This window comes from Streptomyces sp. NPDC001903, from assembly GCF_042891345.1.
Lineage (GTDB): Bacteria > Actinomycetota > Actinomycetes > Streptomycetales > Streptomycetaceae > Streptomyces.
Genome location: NZ_JBIASZ010000009.1, coordinates 302694 through 325297, shown reverse-complemented (window position 1 = coordinate 325297; position 22604 = coordinate 302694). Strand labels below are relative to the sequence as shown.

The 22604-nt window shown below is 70.4% G+C and carries 13 protein-coding genes; 9 read left to right on the top strand and 4 right to left on the bottom strand.

Translation table 11 applies throughout. From position 1 onward, the window contains the following. Window positions 1–312: 312 nt before the first annotated feature. From ACFYZS_RS22100 to ACFYZS_RS22075, 6 genes are all read left to right on the top strand, one after another. The gene (locus tag ACFYZS_RS22100) at window positions 313–3477 is read left to right on the top strand and encodes a discoidin domain-containing protein (protein WP_389015114.1); all 3165 of its coding nucleotides are present in this window, start codon (window positions 313–315) and stop codon (window positions 3475–3477) included. Continuing rightward, complete coding sequence (locus ACFYZS_RS22095; RefSeq protein ID WP_389015111.1) at window positions 3474–3800, top strand: L-rhamnose mutarotase; 327 nt, start codon at window positions 3474–3476, stop codon at window positions 3798–3800. Before ACFYZS_RS22100 ends, ACFYZS_RS22095 begins: the two co-directional genes overlap by 4 nt. A 170-nt stretch (window positions 3801–3970) precedes the next feature. Further along, entirely contained in the window at window positions 3971–6205 is a 2235-nt protein-coding gene (locus ACFYZS_RS22090) for a serine/threonine-protein kinase (RefSeq protein WP_389015108.1), read from the top strand. Between the two features lie 318 nt (window positions 6206–6523). After that, window positions 6524–7075 carry a (2Fe-2S)-binding protein gene (locus tag ACFYZS_RS22085; RefSeq protein ID WP_389015106.1) on the top strand — a complete coding sequence of 184 codons (552 nt, stop codon included), beginning with the start codon at window positions 6524–6526 and terminating at the stop codon, window positions 7073–7075. A gap of 152 nt (window positions 7076–7227) precedes the next feature. Continuing rightward, window positions 7228–9249, top strand: a complete 2022-nt coding sequence (locus ACFYZS_RS22080; RefSeq protein ID WP_389015104.1) for a xanthine dehydrogenase family protein molybdopterin-binding subunit — start codon at window positions 7228–7230, stop codon at window positions 9247–9249. Continuing rightward, complete coding sequence (locus ACFYZS_RS22075; protein ID WP_389015102.1) at window positions 9246–10232, top strand: FAD binding domain-containing protein; 987 nt, start codon at window positions 9246–9248, stop codon at window positions 10230–10232. The genes ACFYZS_RS22080 and ACFYZS_RS22075 overlap by 4 nt, the downstream gene beginning before the upstream one ends. A gap of 52 nt (window positions 10233–10284) precedes the next feature. Here the strand turns inward: ACFYZS_RS22075 and ACFYZS_RS22070 are convergent, their stop codons facing one another. Then, window positions 10285–11157 (bottom strand): LysR family transcriptional regulator, encoded by an 873-nt coding sequence (locus tag ACFYZS_RS22070; RefSeq protein WP_389015099.1) that lies wholly within the window; start codon window positions 11155–11157, stop codon window positions 10285–10287. 70 nt (window positions 11158–11227) lie between these two features. Here ACFYZS_RS22070 and ACFYZS_RS22065 point away from each other — a divergent pair, with 70 nt between their 5' ends. Beyond that, complete coding sequence (locus tag ACFYZS_RS22065; RefSeq protein ID WP_389015095.1) at window positions 11228–11581, top strand: nuclear transport factor 2 family protein; 354 nt, start codon at window positions 11228–11230, stop codon at window positions 11579–11581. A 95-nt stretch (window positions 11582–11676) separates the two neighbouring features. Here the strand turns inward: ACFYZS_RS22065 and ACFYZS_RS22060 are convergent, their stop codons facing one another. The 3 genes from ACFYZS_RS22060 to ACFYZS_RS22050 all read right to left on the bottom strand — a co-directional run bounded on the left by ACFYZS_RS22060 (window position 11677) and on the right by ACFYZS_RS22050 (window position 18808). Next, window positions 11677–12108 (bottom strand): hypothetical protein, encoded by a 432-nt coding sequence (locus ACFYZS_RS22060; RefSeq protein WP_389015092.1) that lies wholly within the window; start codon window positions 12106–12108, stop codon window positions 11677–11679. A 28-nt stretch (window positions 12109–12136) separates the two neighbouring features. Then, window positions 12137–18295, bottom strand: coding sequence for an RHS repeat domain-containing protein (locus tag ACFYZS_RS22055; protein WP_389015089.1), 6159 nt, complete (start codon window positions 18293–18295; stop codon window positions 12137–12139). A 273-nt stretch (window positions 18296–18568) separates the two neighbouring features. Next, window positions 18569–18808 (bottom strand): hypothetical protein, encoded by a 240-nt coding sequence (locus ACFYZS_RS22050; RefSeq protein ID WP_389015086.1) that lies wholly within the window; start codon window positions 18806–18808, stop codon window positions 18569–18571. Window positions 18809–19266: 458 nt separating this feature from the next. Between ACFYZS_RS22050 and ACFYZS_RS22045 the strand changes: the two genes are divergently transcribed. Continuing rightward, entirely contained in the window at window positions 19267–20517 is a 1251-nt protein-coding gene (locus ACFYZS_RS22045) for a cytochrome P450, cyclodipeptide synthase-associated (RefSeq protein ID WP_389015083.1), read from the top strand. A 76-nt stretch (window positions 20518–20593) separates the two neighbouring features. Next, window positions 20594–22585, top strand: a complete 1992-nt coding sequence (locus ACFYZS_RS22040) for an ATP-binding protein (protein ID WP_389015080.1) — start codon at window positions 20594–20596, stop codon at window positions 22583–22585. Window positions 22586–22604 lie beyond the last annotated feature (19 nt).

The following is a 22604-nucleotide window of genomic DNA, read 5'->3' as shown; positions in this document are numbered from 1 at the left end:
GCTGGCCGCCAGGTGGCCGGGTGCACATATCCCCGATGCGATCGCGCGACCAGCGGCCGCCCTTCGTGTCATCCCCGATCTCGCTGTCATTGCTGTGAGCTGCCCGCGCGCCGTCATCAGGACTCCGAACAGCGAGGCCCCGCGTCGACCGAAAGTCGCGCCGCAAAACAATTGTGAGCGCCCCGAACAGAGCCAGAGGAAAGGCCTGTTCGGCTTTCGGAGCCATTTCTCAGAGTTCGGAGGGTTTCCATGCGCACGCGTCGCCGCAGATCCCTGCGTCTCCTGGTGTGCCTGGCACTGTCACTGTGTGCAGTGCCGCTGTCCGTCCTCGCCGCGCCTGAGGCCGGCGCAGCCGGCGGGCCGACCGTGTGGATCCTGGACGCCACCGACCGGCCCTTCACCTCGACCACCCCGCCGGGCTGGGCGCCGACCGGGATCGAGCTGTACGCGGCCCGCAACGCCTACGAGGGGGCGCAGATCCTGGTGCGGTCCGGTTCGGCGCAGACCGGGGTGTCCGTCACCGCCGGGGCACTGACCGGCCCCGGCGGCGCGGTCATTCCCGCCGCGAACATCACCACGCGCTACGAGTACAACCACCCGAACATCCAGAAGGTCGGCAACGTCCAGAACCCGCCCAACGGTGGGACCGCCTACTACGACGCGCTGATGGACAACACTCCGCAGTCGGTGGCGGCGAACACCACGTACGCCGCCTACTACCAGGTCCACGTGCCGGCCGGTCAGGTGCCGGGCGCCTACATCGGCAGCGCCACGGTGAACAGCAGCCTGGGCGCCGTCACGGTTCCGGTGTCGGTGACCGTGTACGGCGCCACGATCCCTCCGACCTCGCAGTCCACGTTCAAGATGAACAACTGGTTCTCCTCGGCGGGCTGGGACTACGAGGGCACTGAGGCGTCGATCCCGAACGAGTACGGCGTGCAGATGTACGACGCCAACTGGTGGACCGTCGAGGCCAGCATCGCTGCGAACATGGCGCGGCACCGGAACAACGTGATCTACGCCGACGCGGTGGCCCTGCTGATCCCGGACACCACCGTCGACGCCGCGGGCCGCTTCACCTTCGGCTGGTCCACCTTCGACCGGTTCGTCAACCTCTTCGTCAGCGCCGGGGCCATGCAGTACCTCTACACCCCGACCCTGCTGGAGCCGCCCGCCTCCGGTCCGCACCTCGACACCCTGGTGCCGGCCAACGGCGTCAGCGGCGCGGTCAAACACGCGCTCTGCCGGCCCGACTCCGCTGCGGCCGACGGCTGCCCGGACACCAACAACTGGTTGAAGCAGTTCTTCCCGGCGCTGAAGGCGCACCTGGATGCCAAGGGCTGGACGAACAACTTCTACATGAGCGCCCTGGACGAGCCCACCACCACGCAACAGGCCACGGCTGCCAACTGGCTCTACACCCTCTACGAGCAGTACTTCCCGAACCCGCGTACCAACGAGGCGCAGCTGACCACCTTCACCGGGGACGCGGCCCACCTGTCGACGCAGACCCCGCTCTCGTCGAACTACGACGCGAACGTCGCGCTCTATCAGAGCTACCGGATCAGCGGCAAGGACCTGTGGCTGTACAGCTGCATCCTCCCGCAGGGCTCGTACATGAACCGCTTCACCAGCAACCACCTCAGCGGGACCAGGCTCCTGCCCTGGCTGACCTGGAAGATCGGCGGCGACGGCTACTTGCACTGGGGCTGGAACTACTGGCACGACGGCTTCAGCGAGCCGTACCCGGCCGCCGACACCTTCAACACCCCGCAAACCGGCGACCACTGGCTGGTCTATCCGAACAAGGCCGCCTACGGCATCTACGACAGCCTCCGCAGCGAAGCTCAGACCGCGGGCCTGCAGGACTTCGAACTGCTGCAGCAGCTGGCCGCGGTCAAGCCGCAGGCGGCACGCACCCTGGCCGAGACGGTGATCACCAACCCGACGGCGTACGACCTCTCCGGGTGGAACGTCGAGGGCCGGCACAAGCAGCTCCTCGACGAACTGGCCGCGGCCTCCGGTGACCTGGCGCTGCCGTTCACGGACGACTTCAGCGGCGGCGACCACTTCTGGACCCACACCCGGGGGACCTGGTCGACCAGCGGCGCCCGGTACACGCAGTCCGACGCGTCGGCGAACTGGGGGGACGTATCCTACCTGCGCGGGCGGGGATACACCGACGTCTCGGTCGGCGTGGACCTGCAGATCACCGGGGTGAGCTCGGCCGGCGGAAGCACCAACTGGGCCGGACTGATGGTGCGTTCGGCCAACGGCACGGACCTGGACTCCGGCTACCTGATCGCCCAGCGGGACAACGGCCAGGTGTTCGTCTACCGCAGCGGCACAGGGATCGGCTCGGCGTCCGTGCCCGGCTACGTGTCGGGGCAGCGCACCCGCCTGCGCGTAGTGGCGCGCGGGAACGTCCTGAAGGTGTACTCCGGGACCGGGCAGGCGCCGGTGCTGACCGTCACCGACGCGGCGTTCACCGCAGGCGACGTGGGTCTGGTCACCGGCGGTGCCAGCGCGAACTTCTGGAACGCCCGGATCATGCCGACCTCTCTCGCCCCGGCCGAGAGTGCCGCCGTCACCGCCTCCAGCTCGTACGAGGCCGACGGCTGGGGTGTCCGCTCGGCGGTCGACGGGCAGCGGCCGTCGGCGCCGGACGCCGCGGGGTGGAGCAGTTCCGGCAGTATCGCCGCCAACCACACCGAGTGGGTACGGCTGGACCTGGGCTCGACCCGGCCGGTGAGCCGGGTGGACCTCTACCCGCGCAGCGACGGGGCCAACGCCGGCCAGGGCTTCCCCGTCGACTTCACCATCCAGACCTCCACCGACGACACGAACTGGACCACGGTCAGCACCCGGACCGGGTACGCGAGGCCCGGTGCCACGGCGCAGACCTTCCCGTTCGAGACGGTCAACGCGCGCTACGTCAAGGTGACCGGTACCAACCTGAGCACCGATCAGTTCGGCCATTTCCGCATGCAGTTCGCGGAGGTCGAGGCTGTCGGCGGAGATCTGGCACCGGGCCGCACGGCGACCACCTCCAGCTCGGTCGAGTACCCCAAGGAGGGCTGGCTGACCGCCAACCTCACCAACGGGACCCATCACACCGACCTGTGGAACTCCTCCGGCTGGAGCAGCGCGGGGGCCGGTTCCCCGGACACCACGCAGTGGGCGCGGGTGGACCTCGGCGGCCCGTCGCGGATCAGCCAGGTCACGTTGTACCCCCGCGACGACATCCCGAACACCGGGCGCGGCTTCCCGTCGGCCTTCACCGTCCAGCTCTCGACCGATGCCACGAACTGGACCACCGTGGTGTCGAGGAGCTCGTACCCGCGCCCCGGAGCCGGCGGCCTTTCCTTCGCCTTCGCCGCCACCACCGCCCGGTACGTGAAGGTCACCGGCACCACGCTCACCGCCGACCAGTTCGGCGTGTACTACATGCAGCTGGCGGGGATCGGTGTCTCATGACGAAGCGCCGGATCTGCTTCCTGCTCCAGGTGAAGGCCGAACTGGGCGACGAGTACCGCGAGCGCCACGCCCAGGTGTGGCCGGAGATGCTCGATGCCCTCCGGGCCACCGGCTGGACCAACTACTCCCTGTTCCTGCGCCCGGACGGCCTGCTCGTCGGCTACCTGGAGACCGAGGACTTCGATCGCGCCCGCGAGGCGATGTCCGCCACCGAGGTCAACGCCCGCTGGCAGGCCGAGATGTCCCGCTACTTCCAGTACCTGGACGGCACGCCGGCTGACCAGGCGATGGCACCGCTGACGGAGGTGTTCCACCTGGACTGACAGTCCTGAGGGGAGGTATGACTCCTTGTTCGGCCCGCCGCTGTGCTGATGAGGCACGCTGGGCAGTCGGTGGGGGCGGGCCGGGTGGAGGATTGCGCTGCGTACGCAGAGCCGGGGCTACCCTGATCCCGGTTCGTACGTCAGGTGGTCGGGATGGCGGGGTTGGGAACGTGACGCTGAGGGACGGTGATCCGCGCACGGTCGGCGGCTACCGGCTGGAGGGCAGGCTCGGCGCCGGTGGGATGGGCGTGGTCTACCGCGCCCGGTCGCTGTCCGGGCGGCAGGTCGCCGTGAAGGTCATCCGGCCCGAGCTGGCCGATGCCCCGGCCTTCCGGGAGCGGTTCCGCCGGGAGGTCACGGCCGCCCGGCAGGTCAGCGGGGCGTTTACCGCGCCGGTGGTGGACGCGGACGCCGACGCGGAGGCGCCGTGGCTGGCCACCCTGTTCGTGGCCGGGCCCTCGCTGGCCGAACGGGTCCACGAGCAGGGCCCGTTGCCGGCGGTCGAGGTGTGGATGCTGGCGGCCGGGCTGCTGGAGGCGCTGCGGGACATCCACAGGGTGGGGCTGGTGCACCGGGACCTCAAGCCCGGCAACGTGCTTCTCGCGCAGGACGGGCCGCGGGTCATCGACTTCGGCATCGCGCGGGCCGTGGACGGCCCCGACGCGACGGCTCTGACGCGGACCGGGGTGGCGATCGGCACGCCGCCGTTCATGGCGCCGGAGCAGTTCCTGGGCGGCGAGGTGGGCCCGGCCGCGGACGTGTTCGCCCTCGGCTCGGTCTTGGTCCACGCGGCCACCGGCCACGGCCCGTTCGACGGCGACAACACCCATGCCGTCAGCTTCCGGGTGGTCTACGAGGATCCGGACATGACGGGCCTGGCCCCGGAACTGGTCCCGCTCGTCGAGTCCTGCCTGACCAAGGACCCGGCAGACCGCCCCACGATCCCCGACCTGCTGACCCTCCTGGCGGCGGGGCCGTCCGCGGCCGGCCGGGCCCACGGCCCCGCCCCCGCGGCTCCCACGACACCGGCTCCGTCGGACGCGGTTGCCGCCCCGGGCCCGCCGGACGGGGTTGTCCTCCCGGCCCCGGCGGTCGGCGTGTCCCCGGCGCCCGACGGTGTCTTCGGGCCCCCGCCCACGGTCACCGCCGGTGCGCCGCCGGTGCCCGAGGAGGCGGGCGCCCCGCCCGTGTCCGGCGGGCCTGAGCCGGAGCGGGACGCAGGAGCGGTGGACCAGGAGCATCGCACCTGGTTGAGGCGGGCAGTCGAGGCACCCCGGCGCATGCGGCGGATGAGGGTCGCCGTGGCCGTGGCAGCCGTGGTGGCGCTCGGCACCGGCGGGATCGCGGCCTGGCAGGGGCTGCGTGACGAGGACAAGGGAGGCCGCGGCGCCGCCGCCGCCTCGGGAGGGGCGAGCCCCGGCGCGAGCGCCCCCGCCTGCGGGCCCGCCGGGGCCGTCAACGCTGCCGGGGCGAGTTCCTTCAAGGTGGCCATGGACCACTGGGCGGCCGGCTACCAGGCGTCCTGCCCCGCCGCGCGGACGAACTACGCGCCGACCGGTTCCGGCGCCGGGATCCAGCAGTTCCGCGACGGCTCGGTCGACTTCGCCCTGGTCGACCGGACCCTGACGGCGGCACAGGTCGAGTCCGCCGCCGCCCGCTGCCCCGGCGGGAAACCGGTCCACCTGCCGCTCGGCGTGCTGCCCGTGGCTGTCGTCGTCAACCTGCCGGGCGTGGACGCGCTCACCCTGGACGCGCCCACCCTCGCCCGGATTTTCCGCGGCCAGATCACCCGCTGGAACCATGCGGAGATCGCGGCCGTCAACCCCGGCCGGCTGCTGCCCGACACCGCGATCCAGGTGGTCACCCCGACCGACGAGTCCTCCACGACGCTGGCCTTCACCCAGTACCTCTCGAAGGTCGTCCCCACCGGCTGGGGGAGCATTCCCCAGTCCTCGCTGGCGCCCGTCAACGGCGGGCCGGGCGTGTCGAGCGCGCTCGTGGCCCAGGCGGTCAAGCAGAGGGCCGGGGCCGTCTCGTTCACCCGGTTCGGCGGCGAGTCGGCGGGCCTGACCACCGTCCGGCTGGCGACAGGCGCGCCCGAGCCGGTCGACGTCGGCACGGACTCGGCCACCAAGGCCGCGGCCACCGCCCGGATCACGGGCACCGGGGCCGATCTCGCCCTGGAGCCGGACTCCACCACCAAGGCCGCGGGTGCCTATCCGATCATGCAGATCGGCTACGCCGTCCTGTGCGACGGGGGCAACGACGGCGCCGCCCTGGCCCGTACGCGCCCCTTCCTCGGCTCCGTCGTGGCCGAGGGCGACGGAGCCACCCAGAGCGGCTACGGCAAGCTGCCGCCCGCCCTCGCGCAGAAGGTCCGCCAGAACCTCGCCACCCTCCGCTGAGGAGCGTTGACGCGTGCGGCGCCCTGGTCGCCCTCACCTCCCGGGCGGCAGACCTGCGCGACCCCGTCCAGGAGCTGCGCGGGGATCGACGCCGAAGCGCTCACCGGCTTCACCCCCGCCGAGCACGCACGGCTGGGGGAGTTCCTCGACCTCATGACCGCCGACCTCGACGCCATGGTGAAGCGCCCGGTCCCCGTGCCGCCGGCCACGCCAGGCGCAAGATCCAGTAGAGGCGTAGAGTGATGCGCAGACGTCACGAGAGCCTGCGCTCCGGTGCGGGCCGGGCCCCGCGGCCCGCCGGAACGGGGGTCATTCCCCATGCGCAGTGCACCGTCACCCCAGGTGGTCGAGGACGGCCCGGCCGTCCGTGCCGACATCGCACTGAACGTCAACGGACGGGAGCGCCGTCTGACGATCGACACCCGGATGTCCCTCCTGGACGTGCTGCGCGACCGCCTCGGTCTGACCGGGGCGAAGGCCGGCTGTGACCGGGGCCATTGCGGCTGCTGCACGGTGCTGGTGGAGGGCCGGCGCGTCTACGGCTGTCTGACGCTCGCCGTGGCGTGCGGCGAGGCGCGCGTGGTGACCGTGGAGGGGCTGGGCGGAGCGGATCTCCATCCGCTGCAGGAGGCGTTCGTCGCGCGTGACGCCTTCCAGTGCGGATTCTGCACCCCCGGACAACTGTGCTCCGCGGTCGGAATGCTCGACGAGGCCGCCCGCGGATGGCCCGGTTCCGCGGCCGGACCGGCCACGGACGCGCCGGTTCCGGTTTTGACGCCGGCGGAGATCCGTGAGCGCATGAGCGGGAACCTGTGCCGCTGCGGTGCGTACCAGAACATCGTGGCCGCGATCATGGACGTGGCCCCGTGACGCCCGGGTCCGCGGTGACACCAGGGTCCGTCGGGACGAGCAGGTCCGCCGGGGCGCCCGGACCCACCGGGACGCGCAGGTCCGTCGGAGCGGCCCTTCCCCGGCGCGAGGCCCGGGAGAAGGTCACCGGCAGTGCCCGCTACACCGGCGACGTGACCCTGCCGGACCTCGCGTACGCGGCGGTGGTTCCGGCGGAGATCGCCCACGGGCGGGTCACGGCGGTCCACCCCGAGGAGGCCCTCGCCCGTTCCGGAGTACTGGCCGTGCTCCACGTCGGCAACTGCCCGCGCCTGAACCGGACCGGTGACGCCGACCTCGCCGTCTTCCAGTCCCCTTCGGTCACCTGCCGGGGCCAGTTCGTCGCCGCGGTCGTCGCCGAGTCCCCGCAGATCGCCCACGAGGCGGCGCGGATGGTGGGCGTCGACTACGCCGCTGCCCCGCACCGGGTCAGCCTCGACACCGCGTGCGAGGGATTCCGGCAGCCGCCGGACCACGGTCCCTTCTTCCCGACCGACTGCTCGCACGGCGACGTGGAGTCGGCCCTGTCGCACGCTCCGGTCCGCATCGACGCCACCTACACCACGCCCCCGTACCACCACCACGCCCTGGAACCGCACGGGACGGTCGCGCACTGGCACGACGGCGCGCTGACCGTCCACGACACCACGCAAGGACCGTCCGGGACGCGCGACATCCTCGCGCACCTCTTCGGCGTCGCCCCCGAACGGGTGCGCGTCATCGCCCGGCACGTGGGGGGAGGGTTCGGCTCCAAGGCCGCGCCGAGAGCCCAGGTGGTCGTCGCGGCCATGGCGGCACTCGCCGTCGGCCGGCCCGTCAAGACCGCTCTCACCCGGGAGCAGCTCAGTGTCGTCGCGGGATACCGGACGCCGACCATCCAGCGGATCCGTCTCGGGGCCGACCCCGACGGCCGCCTGCTGGCCGTGTCGCACGTGTCCTTCGAGCAGACGTCCCTGACGAGTGACCACTGCGAGTACCCGGCCGCCCCCACGCGCACCATGTACGCCGCGCCGAACCGCGAGACCAGGCACTGGAGGGTGAGGCTGCACGTTCCCTCCCCGACCTGGATGCGCGCACCCGGCGAGTGCCCGGGGATGTTCGCCCTCGAATCGGCCATGGACGAGCTCGCCGTCGCATGCGGAGTCGACCCGGTGGAACTGCGCCTGCGCAACGACACCGCCGACGATCCGCACAGCGGCCGGCCCTTCAGCACCCGCAACCTCGCCGCCTGCCTGCGGTTGGGCGCGGAGCGGTTCGGCTGGGCCGAACGCGACCGCCTGCGTGCCGAGTACGGCGACGGGCGCCGGCTCCTGGGCATGGGCGTCGCCGCCTCGACCATTCCGCAGTACCGGTTCCCTTCCCGGGCGAGCGTGCACGCTGACGGCCACGGCCGCTACACCGTGCGCATCGCGGCCGTGGACATCGGCACCGGGGCGCGTACGGCGCTGACCCAGATCGCCGCCGACGCCCTGCGCGTGGACGCGGACCGCATCACGGTGGAGATCGGCGACAGCGCCTGCCCGTCGGCCAGTTGGGCGGGCCGGTCCAGCGGTACCACCTCCTGGGGAACGGCGGTGGTGCGCGCCTGCGAGGCGCTGCGGACCGGCATCGGGCGATGCGGCGGCCTGGTGCCGGAGGGTGGTCTCGAAGCCACCGCCGACACCCTCGAGGAGCTCGCCGGGGCGCGCACGCACTCCCAGCACGCGTTCGGCGCGCAGTTCGCCCGGGTGGCCGTGGACACGTCGACCGGGGAGGTCCGGGTGCCGCGGATGCTCGGCGTGTTCGCCGTGGGCCGCGTGATCAACCCCGTCACCGTGCGGTCGCAGTTGATCGGGGGCATGGTCATGGGTCTTTCCATGGCCCTGTGCGAGGAAGGGGTCATCGACCGGACGTACGGGCACTTCCACACCCGGGACCTGTCCGCCTACCACGTGGCGACCTTCGCCGACGCTCCCGAGATCGAGGCCGTCTGCATCGACGAGGAGGACTTCCACACGAGCCCCATGGGGGCCAAGGGCGTGGGCGAGATCGGCATCGTCGGGACGGCGGCGGCCATCGCCAATGCCGTCCACCACGCCACCGGGCACCGGATCCGTGGCCTGCCGCTCAGCGTGCACCGTATGAGGGACGCGGCGGCGCGGGGAACCGGGACATGAAGCCCTTCCACTACGAGCGCCCCGCCACCCTGCGGGAGGCCCTGGCACTGGTCGAGGGGGATCCCGGGGCCGTGTTCGTGGCGGGCGGGACGAACCTGTTCGACCACCTCAAGCTGGGGATCATCCGTCCGCGTCTGCTGGTGGACGTCACCGGGCTGCCCCTGGACGGGGTCGAAGTGCTCCCCGACGGCGGCATGCGGGTGGGCGCCACCGTCCGCAACGCCGATCTCGCCGCCCATCCCGCGGTGCGCGAGCGCTATCCGGTCGTCTCGCAGGCGCTCCTGTCCGGTGCTTCACCCCAGTTGCGCAACATGGCCACCCTGGCGGGGAACCTGATGCAGCGCACGCGGTGCCCCTATTTCCTGAACCCGGACACCCGGTGCAACAAGAGGAGGCCCGGATCCGGCTGTTCGGCCGCGGAGGGACACGACGCGCACAATGCCCTGCTCGGCGCTTCGGAGAGCTGCGCGGCCGTCCACCCGTCCGATCTGGCGGTCGCCCTGTGCGCCGTGGACGCGACGGTCTGCGTACGGGGCGCCGCGGGGACCCGCCGCATTCCCGTCACCTCCCTGTACCGGCTGCCCGGCCGCCGGCCCGAGCTCGACACCGTTCTCGAACACGGTGAGCTCATCACGGCGGTGGAGCTGCCCGCCCTGCCGATGGCGGCCCGCTCGCGCTACCGCAAGGTGGGGGACCGGGCCTCCTTCAGCTTCGCGCTGGTGTCGGTCGCGCTGGCGGTCGATGCCGAAGGCGACAGGGTCAGGGACGTGCGCATCGCCTTCGGCGGCCTCGCGACCACGCCGTGGCGCGCGCGGCGGGCGGAGGCTCTGCTGCGGGGCGCTCCGGCCACCGCGGACCGGTTCGGGGCGGCCGCACTCGAGGAACTGGCCGCGGCCCGCACCGTCCCCGCCAACGCGTACAAGGTTCTCCTGGCCCGCGACACCCTGGTCGCCACGCTCCGTGACCTGTGGGAGGAAGGCTGACGGACACTCCCCGGGCCCGGGGCGTGCCGCGGCGGGTCCGGCCCCCGCGGTGTCAGGGCGCAAGGGCCTCCTGGAGCCTGGCCAGCACCAGCCGGGCGGCCGGGGACCGGTGGTCCGGCCGGATGGCCAGTCCGAGGCAGGCGTGCGTCGCGGCGTCGGTGACGACGGCCGGTTCCAGGCCCTCGCCGGCCCCGGAGGACGGGCTGAGGACGGCCACACCGGCGCCCCGCCGGGCGAGCCCGAGCAGGGTCTGCGGGGAGGAGGCCTCGATGTGCACACGGGGCTCGATCCCGCGCTGGAGGCACGACCGCTCGTACGCGTCCCGGATCCCGGTGCCGCGCGGGAGGCAGAGGACCTTCTCCTCACCCAGGTCGGCGAGGCGCACCGGCCCGCCGCGCAGCCTGTGACCCTCGGGCGCGACGACGGCGATCGGCTCGTCGACGATCACGACGGTGTCCGGACCGGGCTCGGGGCGTCCGGCGAAGGCGATCAGAGCGAGGTCGAGTGAGCGCGCGAGCACCTGGGACCGCAGCACGCCCGAATCCTCCTCGTGGAGGCTCAAGGCGATGCCCGGGTGGCTCCGCCCCAGTCCGGCGACGGCGTCCAGGAAGCCGGGGATCGAGCAGCCCCGGATCATGCCCAGCCGGACCCGGCCCCGGACGGCCTGCGCGAACCGGGCCGCGGTGTCCTCGATGCTCTCCAGCGTCTGCAGCGCGGCCCGGGCGAGCGGCAGGACGGCTTCGCCCGCGGCCGTCAGCCGGACCCGGCGCCCCGTGCGCTCCAGGAGCTGCTGCCCCAGTTCGCGTTCGAGCTTGCCCACCTGCGTGCTGATGCCCGACTGGCTGACGTGCAGGCGTGCGGCCGCGGCGGTGAACGTGCCCTCGTCGACCACCGCGGCGAGATAGCGCAGCTGGTGCAGTTCCATAACCACGGATGATAGTCGTCATCTCGATCATCTGTTGGACTGATGGCCGGGTCTGCGGGAGCCTGGACGCATGACGACTCCGGCAGAGATTTCCGAGCAGTACTTCACCGCCTGGGAGACGGGCGACTTCGACACCCTGCGCGGCCTGCTCGCCGACGACGTGGACTTCGTCGGCGCGCTCGGCCGCGCCCGGGGCGCGCAGGAGTGCATCGCGGGCCTGCGGGGGATGAGCCGCATCCTGGAACGGATCGAGGTGCACGCCCGGGTGGCGGACGACTCGGACGTGATCACCTGGTTCGACCTCCACACGAAGGGCGCCCCGCCGGCCCCCACGGCGAACTGGAGCCACGTGGAGAACGGGAGGATCACCAGGATCCGCGTCGCCTTCGACCCGCGGGAGATCCTCGCGCGGCAGCCCCGCTGACCCCGCGGGTACGGCTGCCGGCGTGGGGTGTCGTAGGCGCACGCACCGGTGCCCCGGCGGGCAAGCCCGCCGGGGCACCGTGCGTCGTGTCGTGATCAGCCGGTCAGAGGACCTCTCCACCGGCGCGGAGCAAGCGGCACCGGCATCAGCGAGACGAACGCGATATGCGCAAGCACCTGGAAGGCGATCGGCTCGGCCACCGCGATCGCGCCCACGGCCGGCAGTGCGAGAAGCACCATCGGGAAAGCCATGATGCAGCGGAAGCGAACCGGATCCATCCTGGTGTGAGCCAGGCCCGCCCCGACGGCGAGAAGAACCGAGGGAATGCCCGTGAAGGCCATCATCCCCAGGGCGATCCCCATGAGCTGCCCGAACGAATCATCGAGCGGTGCGGTGAACGCAACCGCCACCCATGCGGCCATGTGCAGGACCACATAGGTCAGGACGCAGCGCATGATGCGCCGCCCCGCTGACGGCAGGTCGTCCTCCCCGGCGATTGTGGCGTTGATCGGCTCGGCCGAACTCATCCGACGGCCCTTCCAGGCGTGCGCGGGATCACCCGCAACCACCCCCTGTGTTGACGCATTTCCCGTCGCTCCAGTACTTGTGATTACCCCTGCTGTTACCCCAGAACGGCGCGGAATCGAGTCCCGTAGTGCTGCCCATCCGGTCCTTGGCGAGGAAGCGCGGCGACTGGTTGGGCTGGTACTGCACGACTTCCATGTCCGGGTAAGCGTCGCCGTGGCGGTTGACCACAACAGACTTGTCGGGCAGGAAGGCGACCCTGACCGTGGCATCGGCATCGAAGACGGGGAGCAGGCTGTTGAGGCCTTCGATGGAGACGATCAGTTCGTCACTGCTGTCCGTCTTCACGGGAATCAGGGTGTTGTTGAGCGCCGGAGTGGTGGATGGGTCCTTCGCGATGGAGATGTCGTGCGCCGGAATTTCCTTACTCGGGACGGTGTGTTCCTTGAGCTGCGCCAGTGGTCCGACGCCATCAGCCGTATAGACCTTCTCCGGCACAGTGGTGGATGCAGTCACAGTGAAGGAGCAGTTGCCGGTCTTCGTGTCCCAGACCAATGACATTCGGTAGGAGGCATTCGGGTCCAGATCATATTCACGATTGTCCCCCTTGAGCATACCGAGCGCCGCGTCCTCCGAGTGAATGAAGAAGGTCACTCGGATCACACCGCGGTCCTCACCCGCAGGAACCTTGAAGAATTTCCTCTTGGATCCCTTCGGCGCCTTCCCGAACGCGATGTTGATGACCTCCGCGACCATGTCGTCGACTTCGTCGCTGCCACTGTCGGAATCGCCCGGTCCGGGGTCGTCCGGCTCGTCGTCCAGGACGGGCAGACCTCCGCGGCACTTGATCAGGCCCTCCCGGCACTCGATCAGCATGCGGCCGGAGGGGTCACTGAACGTGACGGGGTTGTTGTTGCCGTACGTGTAGCCGTGGGTCTGCTGCGGGTCGTTGATGTCGAGAACCGGGTCGACGCTGAGGAAGCGCCCCACGACCGGATCGTACTCACGGGCGCCCAGGTGCACGGTGGATGCGGTGCTGTCCGAAGGACCCCCGAGGAATCCCTTGTCGCCGGCCCAGCCGGCGTCCGGGGTACCTCGCTGGCCTCCGAACGGAGCGGTCTTGCGGTGCCGCACGACCTGCTGCGCATCCGCGCTGACCTGCGTGACGCCCGTGTCGTGGTGATCGGAGACGGTGAACGTGAGCTTGCCACCGGTGCGGAACGCCAGGGACTTCCCGCCGAAGGTGTAGTAACGGGTACCGGTCACGGTCCCGCCCTTCAGGTGGAGCTCGGTGTTGTACGACAGGTACAGCGTCGTGCCCGTGCCGTCCCGGCGGATCAGGCGCTGGCCGTCGGTGTCGTAGACGTAGCCGGCCTTCTCCGTCGCCCCTTCCTTGATGGAGGCCAGGCGGCCCTCGTCGTCCCAGCCGAAGCTCTGGGTGGCGGCGGAACCCACCTTGCGCGTCGCGGTGTTGCCCGAGGCGTCGTAGGTGAAGGTCTCGTCGTGAGGGTTGGTGCCCGTCTGGGTCACCTTGGGAAGGTCGTGCTTGCCCGCTGTCGGCGCCCCGTAGGTGCGGACCGTGTCCGTCGCCGGGCCCGACGCCGTGGCGTGCTGGGTCTCGGTCTTGCGATTGCCCACCGCGTCGAACGTGTACGAGGTCCAGTACGCGTTCTGACCGCCGACCGCCGCAGCCGAGGGAGCCGACGCGCACTGCGCGTTCTTGTCGGTCCAGGCGTCGGTGATCCTGCGCTGGGCATCCAGCTTGAAGCACTGCCGGTCGGTGGTGCGGGCCGCGTCCTGGCCGTACGACGTGGCGTTGGAGGTGATGTTGCCCACGGCGTCGTACGTGTAGTGCGTGTCGCTGATGCGCTGTGGTGCGACGTCCCGGTCGAGGTAGGAGTCGGTGAGGAACCCCGTGTGTTCGTCGTAGGAGTTGGTCGTCGTTAGACTCTGGCCGAAGTCACCGTACTTGCGGACGATGAGGCGGCCGTAGTGGTCGTACGTGCTCGACGAGACGATCGGGTCGCTGCCCGCCCCGAGCCCGTCCAGTGCACCGGTGACGGCCTGCAGCGTGGGGGTGACGGTCTCCGCGGGGAGACCGCCGATCGCCGGGTGCTTGGTCCACAGCAGCTGACCCGTGTTGGGGCTGTAAGACGAGGTCCATTCGTACGTGCCGGCCAGTGCACCCTCGGATGCGGGTATGACGGTCCGGGTCCTCACGGGCTGGTAGATCGAGTTGTAGCTGAGGACCGAGGACTCGTAGGCGTTCGTCCCCACGTAGCGGACGGACTTGGAGACCTGTCCCTTCGCCACGGTGTCGTACTCCCACGTGGCGAGTAGGTTGGTGCCCTTCTTGAGAGCGGTACGCCGGCCCAGCTCGTCGAAGTCGGTGTGCAGGGTCACGCCGCGCGCGTCCTGCACGTCCGTGATCCGGTCACCGTCGTCGTACGTGGTCGTGCTGACGCCCTTGTCCGCGTCGGTCATCTTCACCTGGCGGCCGCGCACGTCGTACTCGTAGGACCACTCCGCGCCCGACGGGTCGGTGTGGCGGGCCAGCTTACCGCGACGGTCGTAGAGGTCCGTGGAGCGCACGAACGTCATGCGCCCCGGGTCCGTGTACTGCTTCTGCTCGACGGTGCGCCCGAGCGCGTCGACGATCTGCGTGGTCGCCACTCCTCCCTTCGGCGGGATCTGGGTGGTGGTGTCACCGGTGTAGAGGGTCGTCGAGCGCTTGGTCTCCTGGCCGAACCGCTTGGAGATCACCGCGGTGGTCCGGCCCGCTCCGTCGTACTCGGTGTCCGTGGAGGACGGGTAGTTGAGCTGCTGGCCGGTCACGAGCACTCCCTCGGGGGCACCCGAGGCGTAGAACTCCCCGGACGTCCGCCAAGGGCGGCCGTGCGTGTCGAAGAACGTCTCGCTGACCAGACGCCCCGCACCGTCGGGGGACCGCTTCTGGCCCTGCCGCTGGCGCAGCATTCCGTCGAGGAAGCTGTACGAGACCTCGTACTGGGAGTCGTGGGTGAGGGCCTTCGACGTGATGACGGTCGGGCCGTCGCTGCGCACGAGGTACGAGAACTCGAAGTTCGGCGAGTCCTTGTACGTGATGGCCGACCGGGTCGGCTTCCAGACCTTGGTCAGGCGCCCCGCGGCGTCGAACTCGCTTGTGGTGACCTTCCCGTTGGCGTCGGTGAGCTGGATCGCCAGCCCGCGCAAGGGCTCCAGGACGGTCGTGGCCGCCTGCGCCTTCGGGTTGGTGACCACGGCCTGCGACGGAACCTCACCGGTCGCCGGCGTATAGGCGGTGGTGGTCACCTTGCCGTAGGCATCGGCAGTCTTGAGCGCACGGCCGTAGATGTCGAAGTCGGCCACATTGGTCGAGCTCACGACGGTGTAGGCGGTACCGGCACCGTTGATGCGCTCCTGCTTGGTGGACAGGCCGCGGGTGGGCGCGACGCCGAACGCGGCTCCGTCGTAGGAGGTCCGGATGTCCTCGACGACGTCCCCGGGACGGGAGACCGGGCTGCCACACGTCACCGCGACGGATTCGACGCGGCTGGGCTTGTCCAGGATCCACGCCGCAGTGTTGCGCACATACGTCGTGGTGGCGCACTTCTCGTCGCCCGGCTTGTCCTTGTCTCCGGTTTCGGAAACCCAGTCGGGCATGCCGTAGTCGTCGAAGTGTCGGCTCACCTCCGTCGTGCGGATGCCGCCGGTGACGGTGGTGCGGGTGATGTCCTTCTCGGTTCCGGTCTTGTACGAGACGAGGTCGGGCAGGCCCGGCCGCGAGCGCTTGTTGCCGGCCCCGGACCGCCACGGGGTGAACGAGGTCGCCGAGACGAGCTTGCTCGTGTCGTCGCCCAGGTACTTGATCGTCTCGCGCACCATCCCCGCGAACTCCGGGCGGTCCGTGACATCGGTACCGGCACTGTCCTTGACCGCTGCGCCGTCGAGGCCGCGGAAGAAGCGCTTCTCCTCGAGGGTCTGCGCGTCGTTGGCGGCACCGGTGCGCGTCTGGACACGCTCGTACCCGCGTGCAATCGAGTAGGTGCGGTCCTCGGCCTTGGTGAACTCGTCCTCGCTCTTGGACCAGGCTGCGCCGCCGAGGTACGAGTAGGAGGTCACCTTGTCGGGCGAGTCCGCCAGATTGTCGCCTTCGACGACCTGGGTGACGACGTACTTGTTGAACCAGTCGAGCTTCGCCGTCTCCCCTTCGAAGACCCACTTGACGGGGTAGCACCGGGTGGTGTTGGTCGCGTCCGGGTTCGGGAGGGTCGTGGGCGTGCAGTCCTGCTGGGAGTAGGTGACGCCGATGGTGCCACCCGTCTCGTTGGTGATCTGGTAGAGACGCAGGCGGATGAAGGGCGCCAGCCCGTCACCGGTCTTGTCGACACGGTTGGCCCGCTGCTCTCCGGCGAACGTCACCGCAGGCATGGTGATGTCGGGAGCGTCACCGGCCTTGGCCACACGCTGGATCGACTTCAGCCACATGGGGGTGGAGACGCCGTCACCCGATGCCGGGAAATCCTGAGCCAGATTCCACGTGTCGACCTCCTTGTGCTGGCCACCCGTAAGAACCTTCGTGGTGATGCTGGTCAACCTCTTGCGGGACCAGAAGGTAGGAGAGTTCCGGTCCTTGCACTCGGTGGAACCGTCCTTGCACTCAAGGTCGAACGGTACGTCGGGCCAGTTCTTCGCGTTGTTGGCGTCGAAGGTGCCACAGCCCGAGAGGCAGCGCTCGTCAACCCCGAACTGGACCTGGGCCATCGGCTTGCCCGTATAGGCGGCGCCGTCGCGCAGTCCGTAGTCGATGCGGTCGAGCCAGCCGCTCCGGATGTACGGAGTGGTCGTGCCCTTGCCCGTGGTCTCGGAGACGTTGCGGGTGTAGTTGTTCTTCTCGGTGTTCCAGTAGTACGCCATGGCATTGCCGTGGACGTCGACGACGTAGTCGAGCTGCCAGCGCCAGGCCTGCTGGCACCAGCCGTTGGCGAAGGAGGCGTTGTAGCACGGCTCCCCCGACTGGTTGCCGAATACCGGCACGGTCCAGGCCGAGTTGGTCGTCGGCGTGGTGCCGTCCTTCCAGCCGGGGAGACGGTTCAGACCGAAGTAGTACTGGGTGCCGTCGGTACCGGTCACCTTCCAGTGCTCGCCGTCGTTGTCGCCGTTCGTGGCGCCCGTCAGCTTCTCCACGCGCTCACCGGTGTCGCTCTGCGGCACCCAGCCCTTGCCCGCCTCGTAGACGAGCTCGGTGCTCTTGCCTCCGAGGGACAGCGTGGCGTTGTCGTTGAACCAGCACAGGTCGCCGACCTTGGCAGTGTTGGTGCCACCGGTCTTGTCATCGTTGCACGACTTGTACTTGCGCTCGATGAAGCCGGGCTCCCAGTCCCAGCCGTCGCCGATCCAGGACGGCTGCGAGTTGGCGGCCGAGGTGCGGCCGTCCACGGCCTGGGAGCTGTAGTTGAGTGCCACGCTGGGCTCCAGCCCACCCGGTACCGAAGGTACCGTGACGGGGTGCGACCAGGTGAACGCGCCGGTGGCGCCGCCTCCGTTCCAGGAGCCGGAGGGCTGGAGCGACGTTGCCTTGTAGTCGCCCGACGGACCGTCGTCGCCCGCCGTCGCGGCCATCACCCTCGCCGTCATCGCGGCGGAGGTCTTCGCGGTGAGCGTGCCGGTCTTCACGTCGTTCTTGGTCGGCACGGGCGTCTGCACGCGGCACTTGGCCTCGCCCGGCGTGGTCAGCGCACACGCGGGCAGTTCGACCAGGCGCAGCCGGGCGGCCCAGTCGCCGCCGTAGGCGTGGCGGAAGGAGCTGTAGTCCACCTTGACCTCGGCCTGGACCGGGTCGGTCTTGCCGTCGGAGCGGCCGACGGTCAGGACGAGCCCGTCAACGCCGGCACGCTGGGCCGTGTCCCGGTTGGCCACGGAGAGCTTCAGCTTGCCGGCGTCCTTCGATGCAGACACGGACACGGGGAGCGAGCCGGCCCGGCCGCCTTCGGCGAGGTTCACCTCGGCGTTGCCCGCCGCAGGCCATTTCGACTTCTTGGCCTGCTTGTCCCAGGAGTGGGCGGCCGCGGCATCGGCGCGCTTGGCGCCGCCCGTCCGAACCTCCTTGACAGGGACCGCCTTCGGCTGCTTCGCCGCCGGAGTATCCGAGTTCCCGCCGAGTCGCGCGGCATGGGTGGCTCCTGGCACTACTCCTGCCAAGAGCGCCACAGCCGCCAATGCGACTGTGGAGAATCTACCTACTTGCACTGCACCCACCCCAATAACCCACCCTCTTCTTGATGATTGACCAGCGCAGATTAATGCCTGATTAAAGTTTCGTCGAATCATCTTCATGGAATGGCAAGTTCCGTATGTGTGCGGCCATTCGCCGCGGCTCGGATTGGAGTAGTTTTCGGAAATGCGGAAATGCCCCGACGGCAGGCCGCCGGGGCATTTCACGCGATTATTTCGAGGGTCCTGCTACCGGAGCGGTACGGGCAGCGGGGCCGTGGTCGGTGTCGGGATGGTGCGGCGCCGGTGGTCGGTGGCGATGCGGTCCCGGCAGTGGGGAGTGTCCGGCGCGCCGGTGGGTGGAGTGGACATGTCGGCGGTCGCCGCCCGTGCACGCCCGCGCGGCACGCGCACCGCCATGCCGGACCGCTTCGCGATCCAGGCGCCGGTCGGCGGCGCCGGAGTGGAGGAGGATGTGGAAGCTGCCACTCCGCTCATCGGGGTGGCGGAGGCGTCGACCGGGCCGAAGTGTCCACCCCCCGCACCTCGCAGGGGTCTCCCCTCCATCATGCAAACTCCCCACCGCATAAAACGCTGACACTCGGCCCGACTCTACCGGGGTTCAGGCCTCTCCGTACGCACTCTCACCTGCGGTTTTGCGCTAATCGTGCAGGTGCATCCGGTTTCCCGCTATGAAGCCATTTCTGCATGAATTTGCAGTTGGTGGATTGGTTCACACCCTCCGGTGCGATCACTGACCGAGATGGTCCGGTCTGTGCCCGCAGTCGAGGTGGTGATCCTCGATCGGTTGCGGCGTCCCTTCCAACGGGAGGAACCTGCGCCGCCGTTCGGTCGTCTTGCAGCGCGGCTCGGTCGTGGTCGGCGGCGTTCGTTCCCGGGGCGGTCGTTGCCGGTTCCGCGTACCGCGTATGTGAGAGGCCATCAGCGTGTCCGTCGCCAACACCCGTTTCAGCGTCCTGTCGGAGGACTTCTCCGCCGACCCCTACCGCCACTTCGCCCGGCTGCGCGAGCAGGCTCCGGTGCACTACGAGCCGGGCATCGACAGCTACTTCCTCTCGCGTCACGAGGACGTCAAGCGGGTGCTGACCGACCACGAGGCGTTCACCACCGAGACGCTGCAGGTGCGCGCCGAGCCGGTGATGCGCGGGCCGGTCCTCGCGCAGATGACCGGGGCCGAGCACACCGCCAAGCGCAAGATCGTCGTACGGGCCTTCACCGGGCAGGCCCTGCACGACCAGATACGTGCCATCCGCGCCAACGCGGCCGAGCTCATGGCCCCCTTCCTCGCCCGGGGCCGGATGGACCTGGTCAACGACTTCGGCAAACCCCTCGCCGTCCACGTCACGCTCGACGTCCTCGGCCTGGAGAGACGGGACTGGCGGCAGGTGGCCGCCTGGCACGGCGGGGTCGCCGAGTTCATCACGAGCATGGCCCTCACCCCCGAGCGCCGCCGCCACTGCATGGACTGCGCCGAGCAGTTGGAGGCGTACCTCCTCCCCGTCATCGAGCAGCGCCGCCGCCACCCCGGCGACGACCTGATCTCCAAGCTGTGCACCGCCGAGTTCGACGGCATCGCCATGAGCGATCGCGATGTCACGGCGCTGATCATCAACGTGCTGGCGGCCGCCACCGAGCCCGCCGACAAGACCCTCGCCCTGCTCTTCAAGCACCTCATCGACCACCCCGGGCAGCTGGCGCAGGTCCGCGAGGAGCCGGAGCTGCTGGCCGCCGCGATCGCGGAGACCCTGCGCTACACCCCGCCGGTCCAGCTCATCCCCCGCCAGGCGGAGCGGGACGCGGTGTTCGCGGGGGGCACCGTCCCCGCCGGCGCCACCGTCTTCTGCATGATCGGCGCGGCCAACCGGGACCCCCGCGCCTTCGCCGACCCGGACACCTTCGACATCCACCGCCCGGACCTGGGCGCCGCCCGCTCCTTCACCGCCGCTGCCCAGCACCTGTCCTTCGGTACCGGACTCCACCAGTGCGTCGGCGCGGCCTTCGCGCGCGCCGAGATCGAGACCGTCGCCGCGATGCTCCTGCCCCTGCTCGACCAGGTCCGCCACAGCCCCGGCTTCCGCTACCGGGAGAGCGGCCTCTACACCCGGGGCCCGGTGTCGCTGTCCCTGGACTTCACCCCCGTCCACCTCGGCGAAGAGGACCTCGGACCCGTCCGTTGACACCTCGATTAGGATCTGCGTTCGACCCGTCGAAGCCGGGTGGTGCACAAGGAAGTTGGGAGCCGCCATGGTGTCCGTGGGGGAAAGACTGAACAGCGCGCGCGGGCGGGCCTTCGTCGGTCGCGACGAGGAACTCGGACGCTTCGGGGAGGCTCTGGCCGGCGATCCGCAGGCGCCGTTCGCGTTCTACGTATGCGGGCCAGGCGGCATCGGGAAGTCGACGCTGCTGCGCCGCCTGGCGGACCACGCCCGGGCGGCCGGTCGGCTGCTCGTCGAACTCGACGGCCGGTTCGTCAGCCGGGACCCGGCCGATTTCGAGCGCGCCACCGGCCCCTTCCTGGACGTTCCGGGCACGGTCCTGTTCGTGGACTCCTTCGAGCACTGCCAGTGGCTGGAGAGCTGGCTGTGGCACCACCTCCTGCCCCGGGCCGCGGACGACACCCTCGTCGTCCTGGCCGGACGGCGCGCTCCGCAGCCGCAGTGGACGGCCGACCCCGCCTGGTCCGGGCTCCTGCACGTGACCGAACTGGAGCCCTTCTCCGAGGAGCAGGCCCGGAGCCTGCTGGTGGCGGCACAGATCCGGCCCGAACTGCGGGACCGCGTACTGCGCTTCGCCGGAGGCAATCCGCTGGCCCTGTCCCTCGCGGCCGCGGCGGGATCGGCCGGGGCCGGCCGCGAGGAGATCTGGGCCCCCACGGCGGACGTACTGCGCACCCTGCTGGCGGGACTGATCGGGGAGGTGCCCACGGCGGCGCACCGCCGCGCCCTGGAGGTGGCGGCGCAGGCCCACTCGACCTCCGAGGAACTGCTCGCCGCGGTGCTGCCCGAAGAGGATGCCCACCTGCTCTTCTCCTGGCTGCGGGACCTGCCCTTCATGGAGTCCACCCACCGCGGGCTCCATCCGCACGACGCCGCTCGCGAGACGCTCGCCGCCGACCTGCGCTGGCGGGCGCCCAATGCCTTCGAGGCGATACGCCGGCGCCTGGCGGACGAGTACCTGCGCATCCTGCGCGAAGCACCCGAGGAACGGGTGTGGACCGTCACCGACGAGCTCTTCTACCTCTTCCGGGAAGGCGCGACCCTGGCGCGGCTGCGTTCCTGGTCCCGCGAGGACGAAGTGCACGACCGCCCCCTGCACCCCGATGACATCGATGCCGTGCTGCGCATGACGGAGGAGACCGAGGGAGCCGCCTCCGCGGAGCTGGTCCGGTACTGGGCGCGGCGCCAGCCGCAGGCCTTCAGCGTCTACCGGCTCGTGAGCACGGGCCGGATCGTGGCGTTCACGACCCGGCTGGTCCTGCCGGCCCCGCCCGACCCCCAGGACCTGGCCACCGACCCCGTCGTCGCCGCCGCGTGGCGGTACACCGATGCCACCGAACCGGTGAGCCCCGGCGAGCACATCGGCGTCAGCCGCTTCTCGATCTATCCCGAGCGCTACCAAGTACCCTCGCGCGTCATCGACTTGAGCAGCTCCCGGGCCCAGGCCGAGGCGGCCCGCGCCCGCGGTCGTGCGTACGGGTTCGCCGTCTACCGGGACGCCGAGACCTGGGCGGCGCGCGTCAAGGGAACGCTCAGCGACACCGGGGCACGCCCGCGCGTCGGTGAGTACACGTACGGGGTCTTCGGCGTCGACTGGCGCCAAGTGCCGGTGGAGGCATGGCTCATGCGCTTCATCTCGGCCACCGAGGAGCCGGTCCGATCCGGGCCCTCGCCGGTCTCGCGCGCCGCGTTCGACCAGGCCGTGCGCGAGGCGTTGGCCCACTGGCGCGATGCCGGCGCCTTCGCCGCCTGCGCCCTGATGCGCACCCGCCTCGCGGCCGATTTCACCGATCCGGTAAAGGAGTTGCGCGCTCTGCTGCGCGCTGCCGTCGACGAGCTCGCCGGCGACCCGCGCGGAGTACGCGCCCGAGAGGCCCTGGCGGCCGGCTATTTCTCCGGCGCGCCCACCCAGGAGGCCGCCGCCCGCCGCCTCGGCCTGCCGTACGGCACCTACCGCCGCCACGTTCGCCAGGGCCTGGACCTGCTCTGCGAAGCCCTCTGGCGACAGGAGTTGCACGACCCCCGTTAGGGGTGTCCACGAGATGCCG

What these genes read in the sequence shown, in the direction of transcription:
- ACFYZS_RS22095 (WP_389015111.1), top strand. Translation starts at nt 3,474, where the DNA reads ATGACGAAGCGCCGGATCTGCTTCCTGCTCCAGGTGAAGGCCGAACTG.
- ACFYZS_RS22085 (WP_389015106.1), top strand. Translation starts at nt 6,524, where the DNA reads ATGCGCAGTGCACCGTCACCCCAGGTGGTCGAGGACGGCCCGGCCGTC.
- ACFYZS_RS22075 (WP_389015102.1), top strand. Translation starts at nt 9,246, where the DNA reads ATGAAGCCCTTCCACTACGAGCGCCCCGCCACCCTGCGGGAGGCCCTG.
- ACFYZS_RS22070 (WP_389015099.1), bottom strand. Translation starts at nt 11,157, where the DNA reads ATGGAACTGCACCAGCTGCGCTATCTCGCCGCGGTGGTCGACGAGGGC.
- ACFYZS_RS22065 (WP_389015095.1), top strand. Translation starts at nt 11,228, where the DNA reads ATGACGACTCCGGCAGAGATTTCCGAGCAGTACTTCACCGCCTGGGAG.
- ACFYZS_RS22060 (WP_389015092.1), bottom strand. Translation starts at nt 12,108, where the DNA reads ATGAGTTCGGCCGAGCCGATCAACGCCACAATCGCCGGGGAGGACGAC.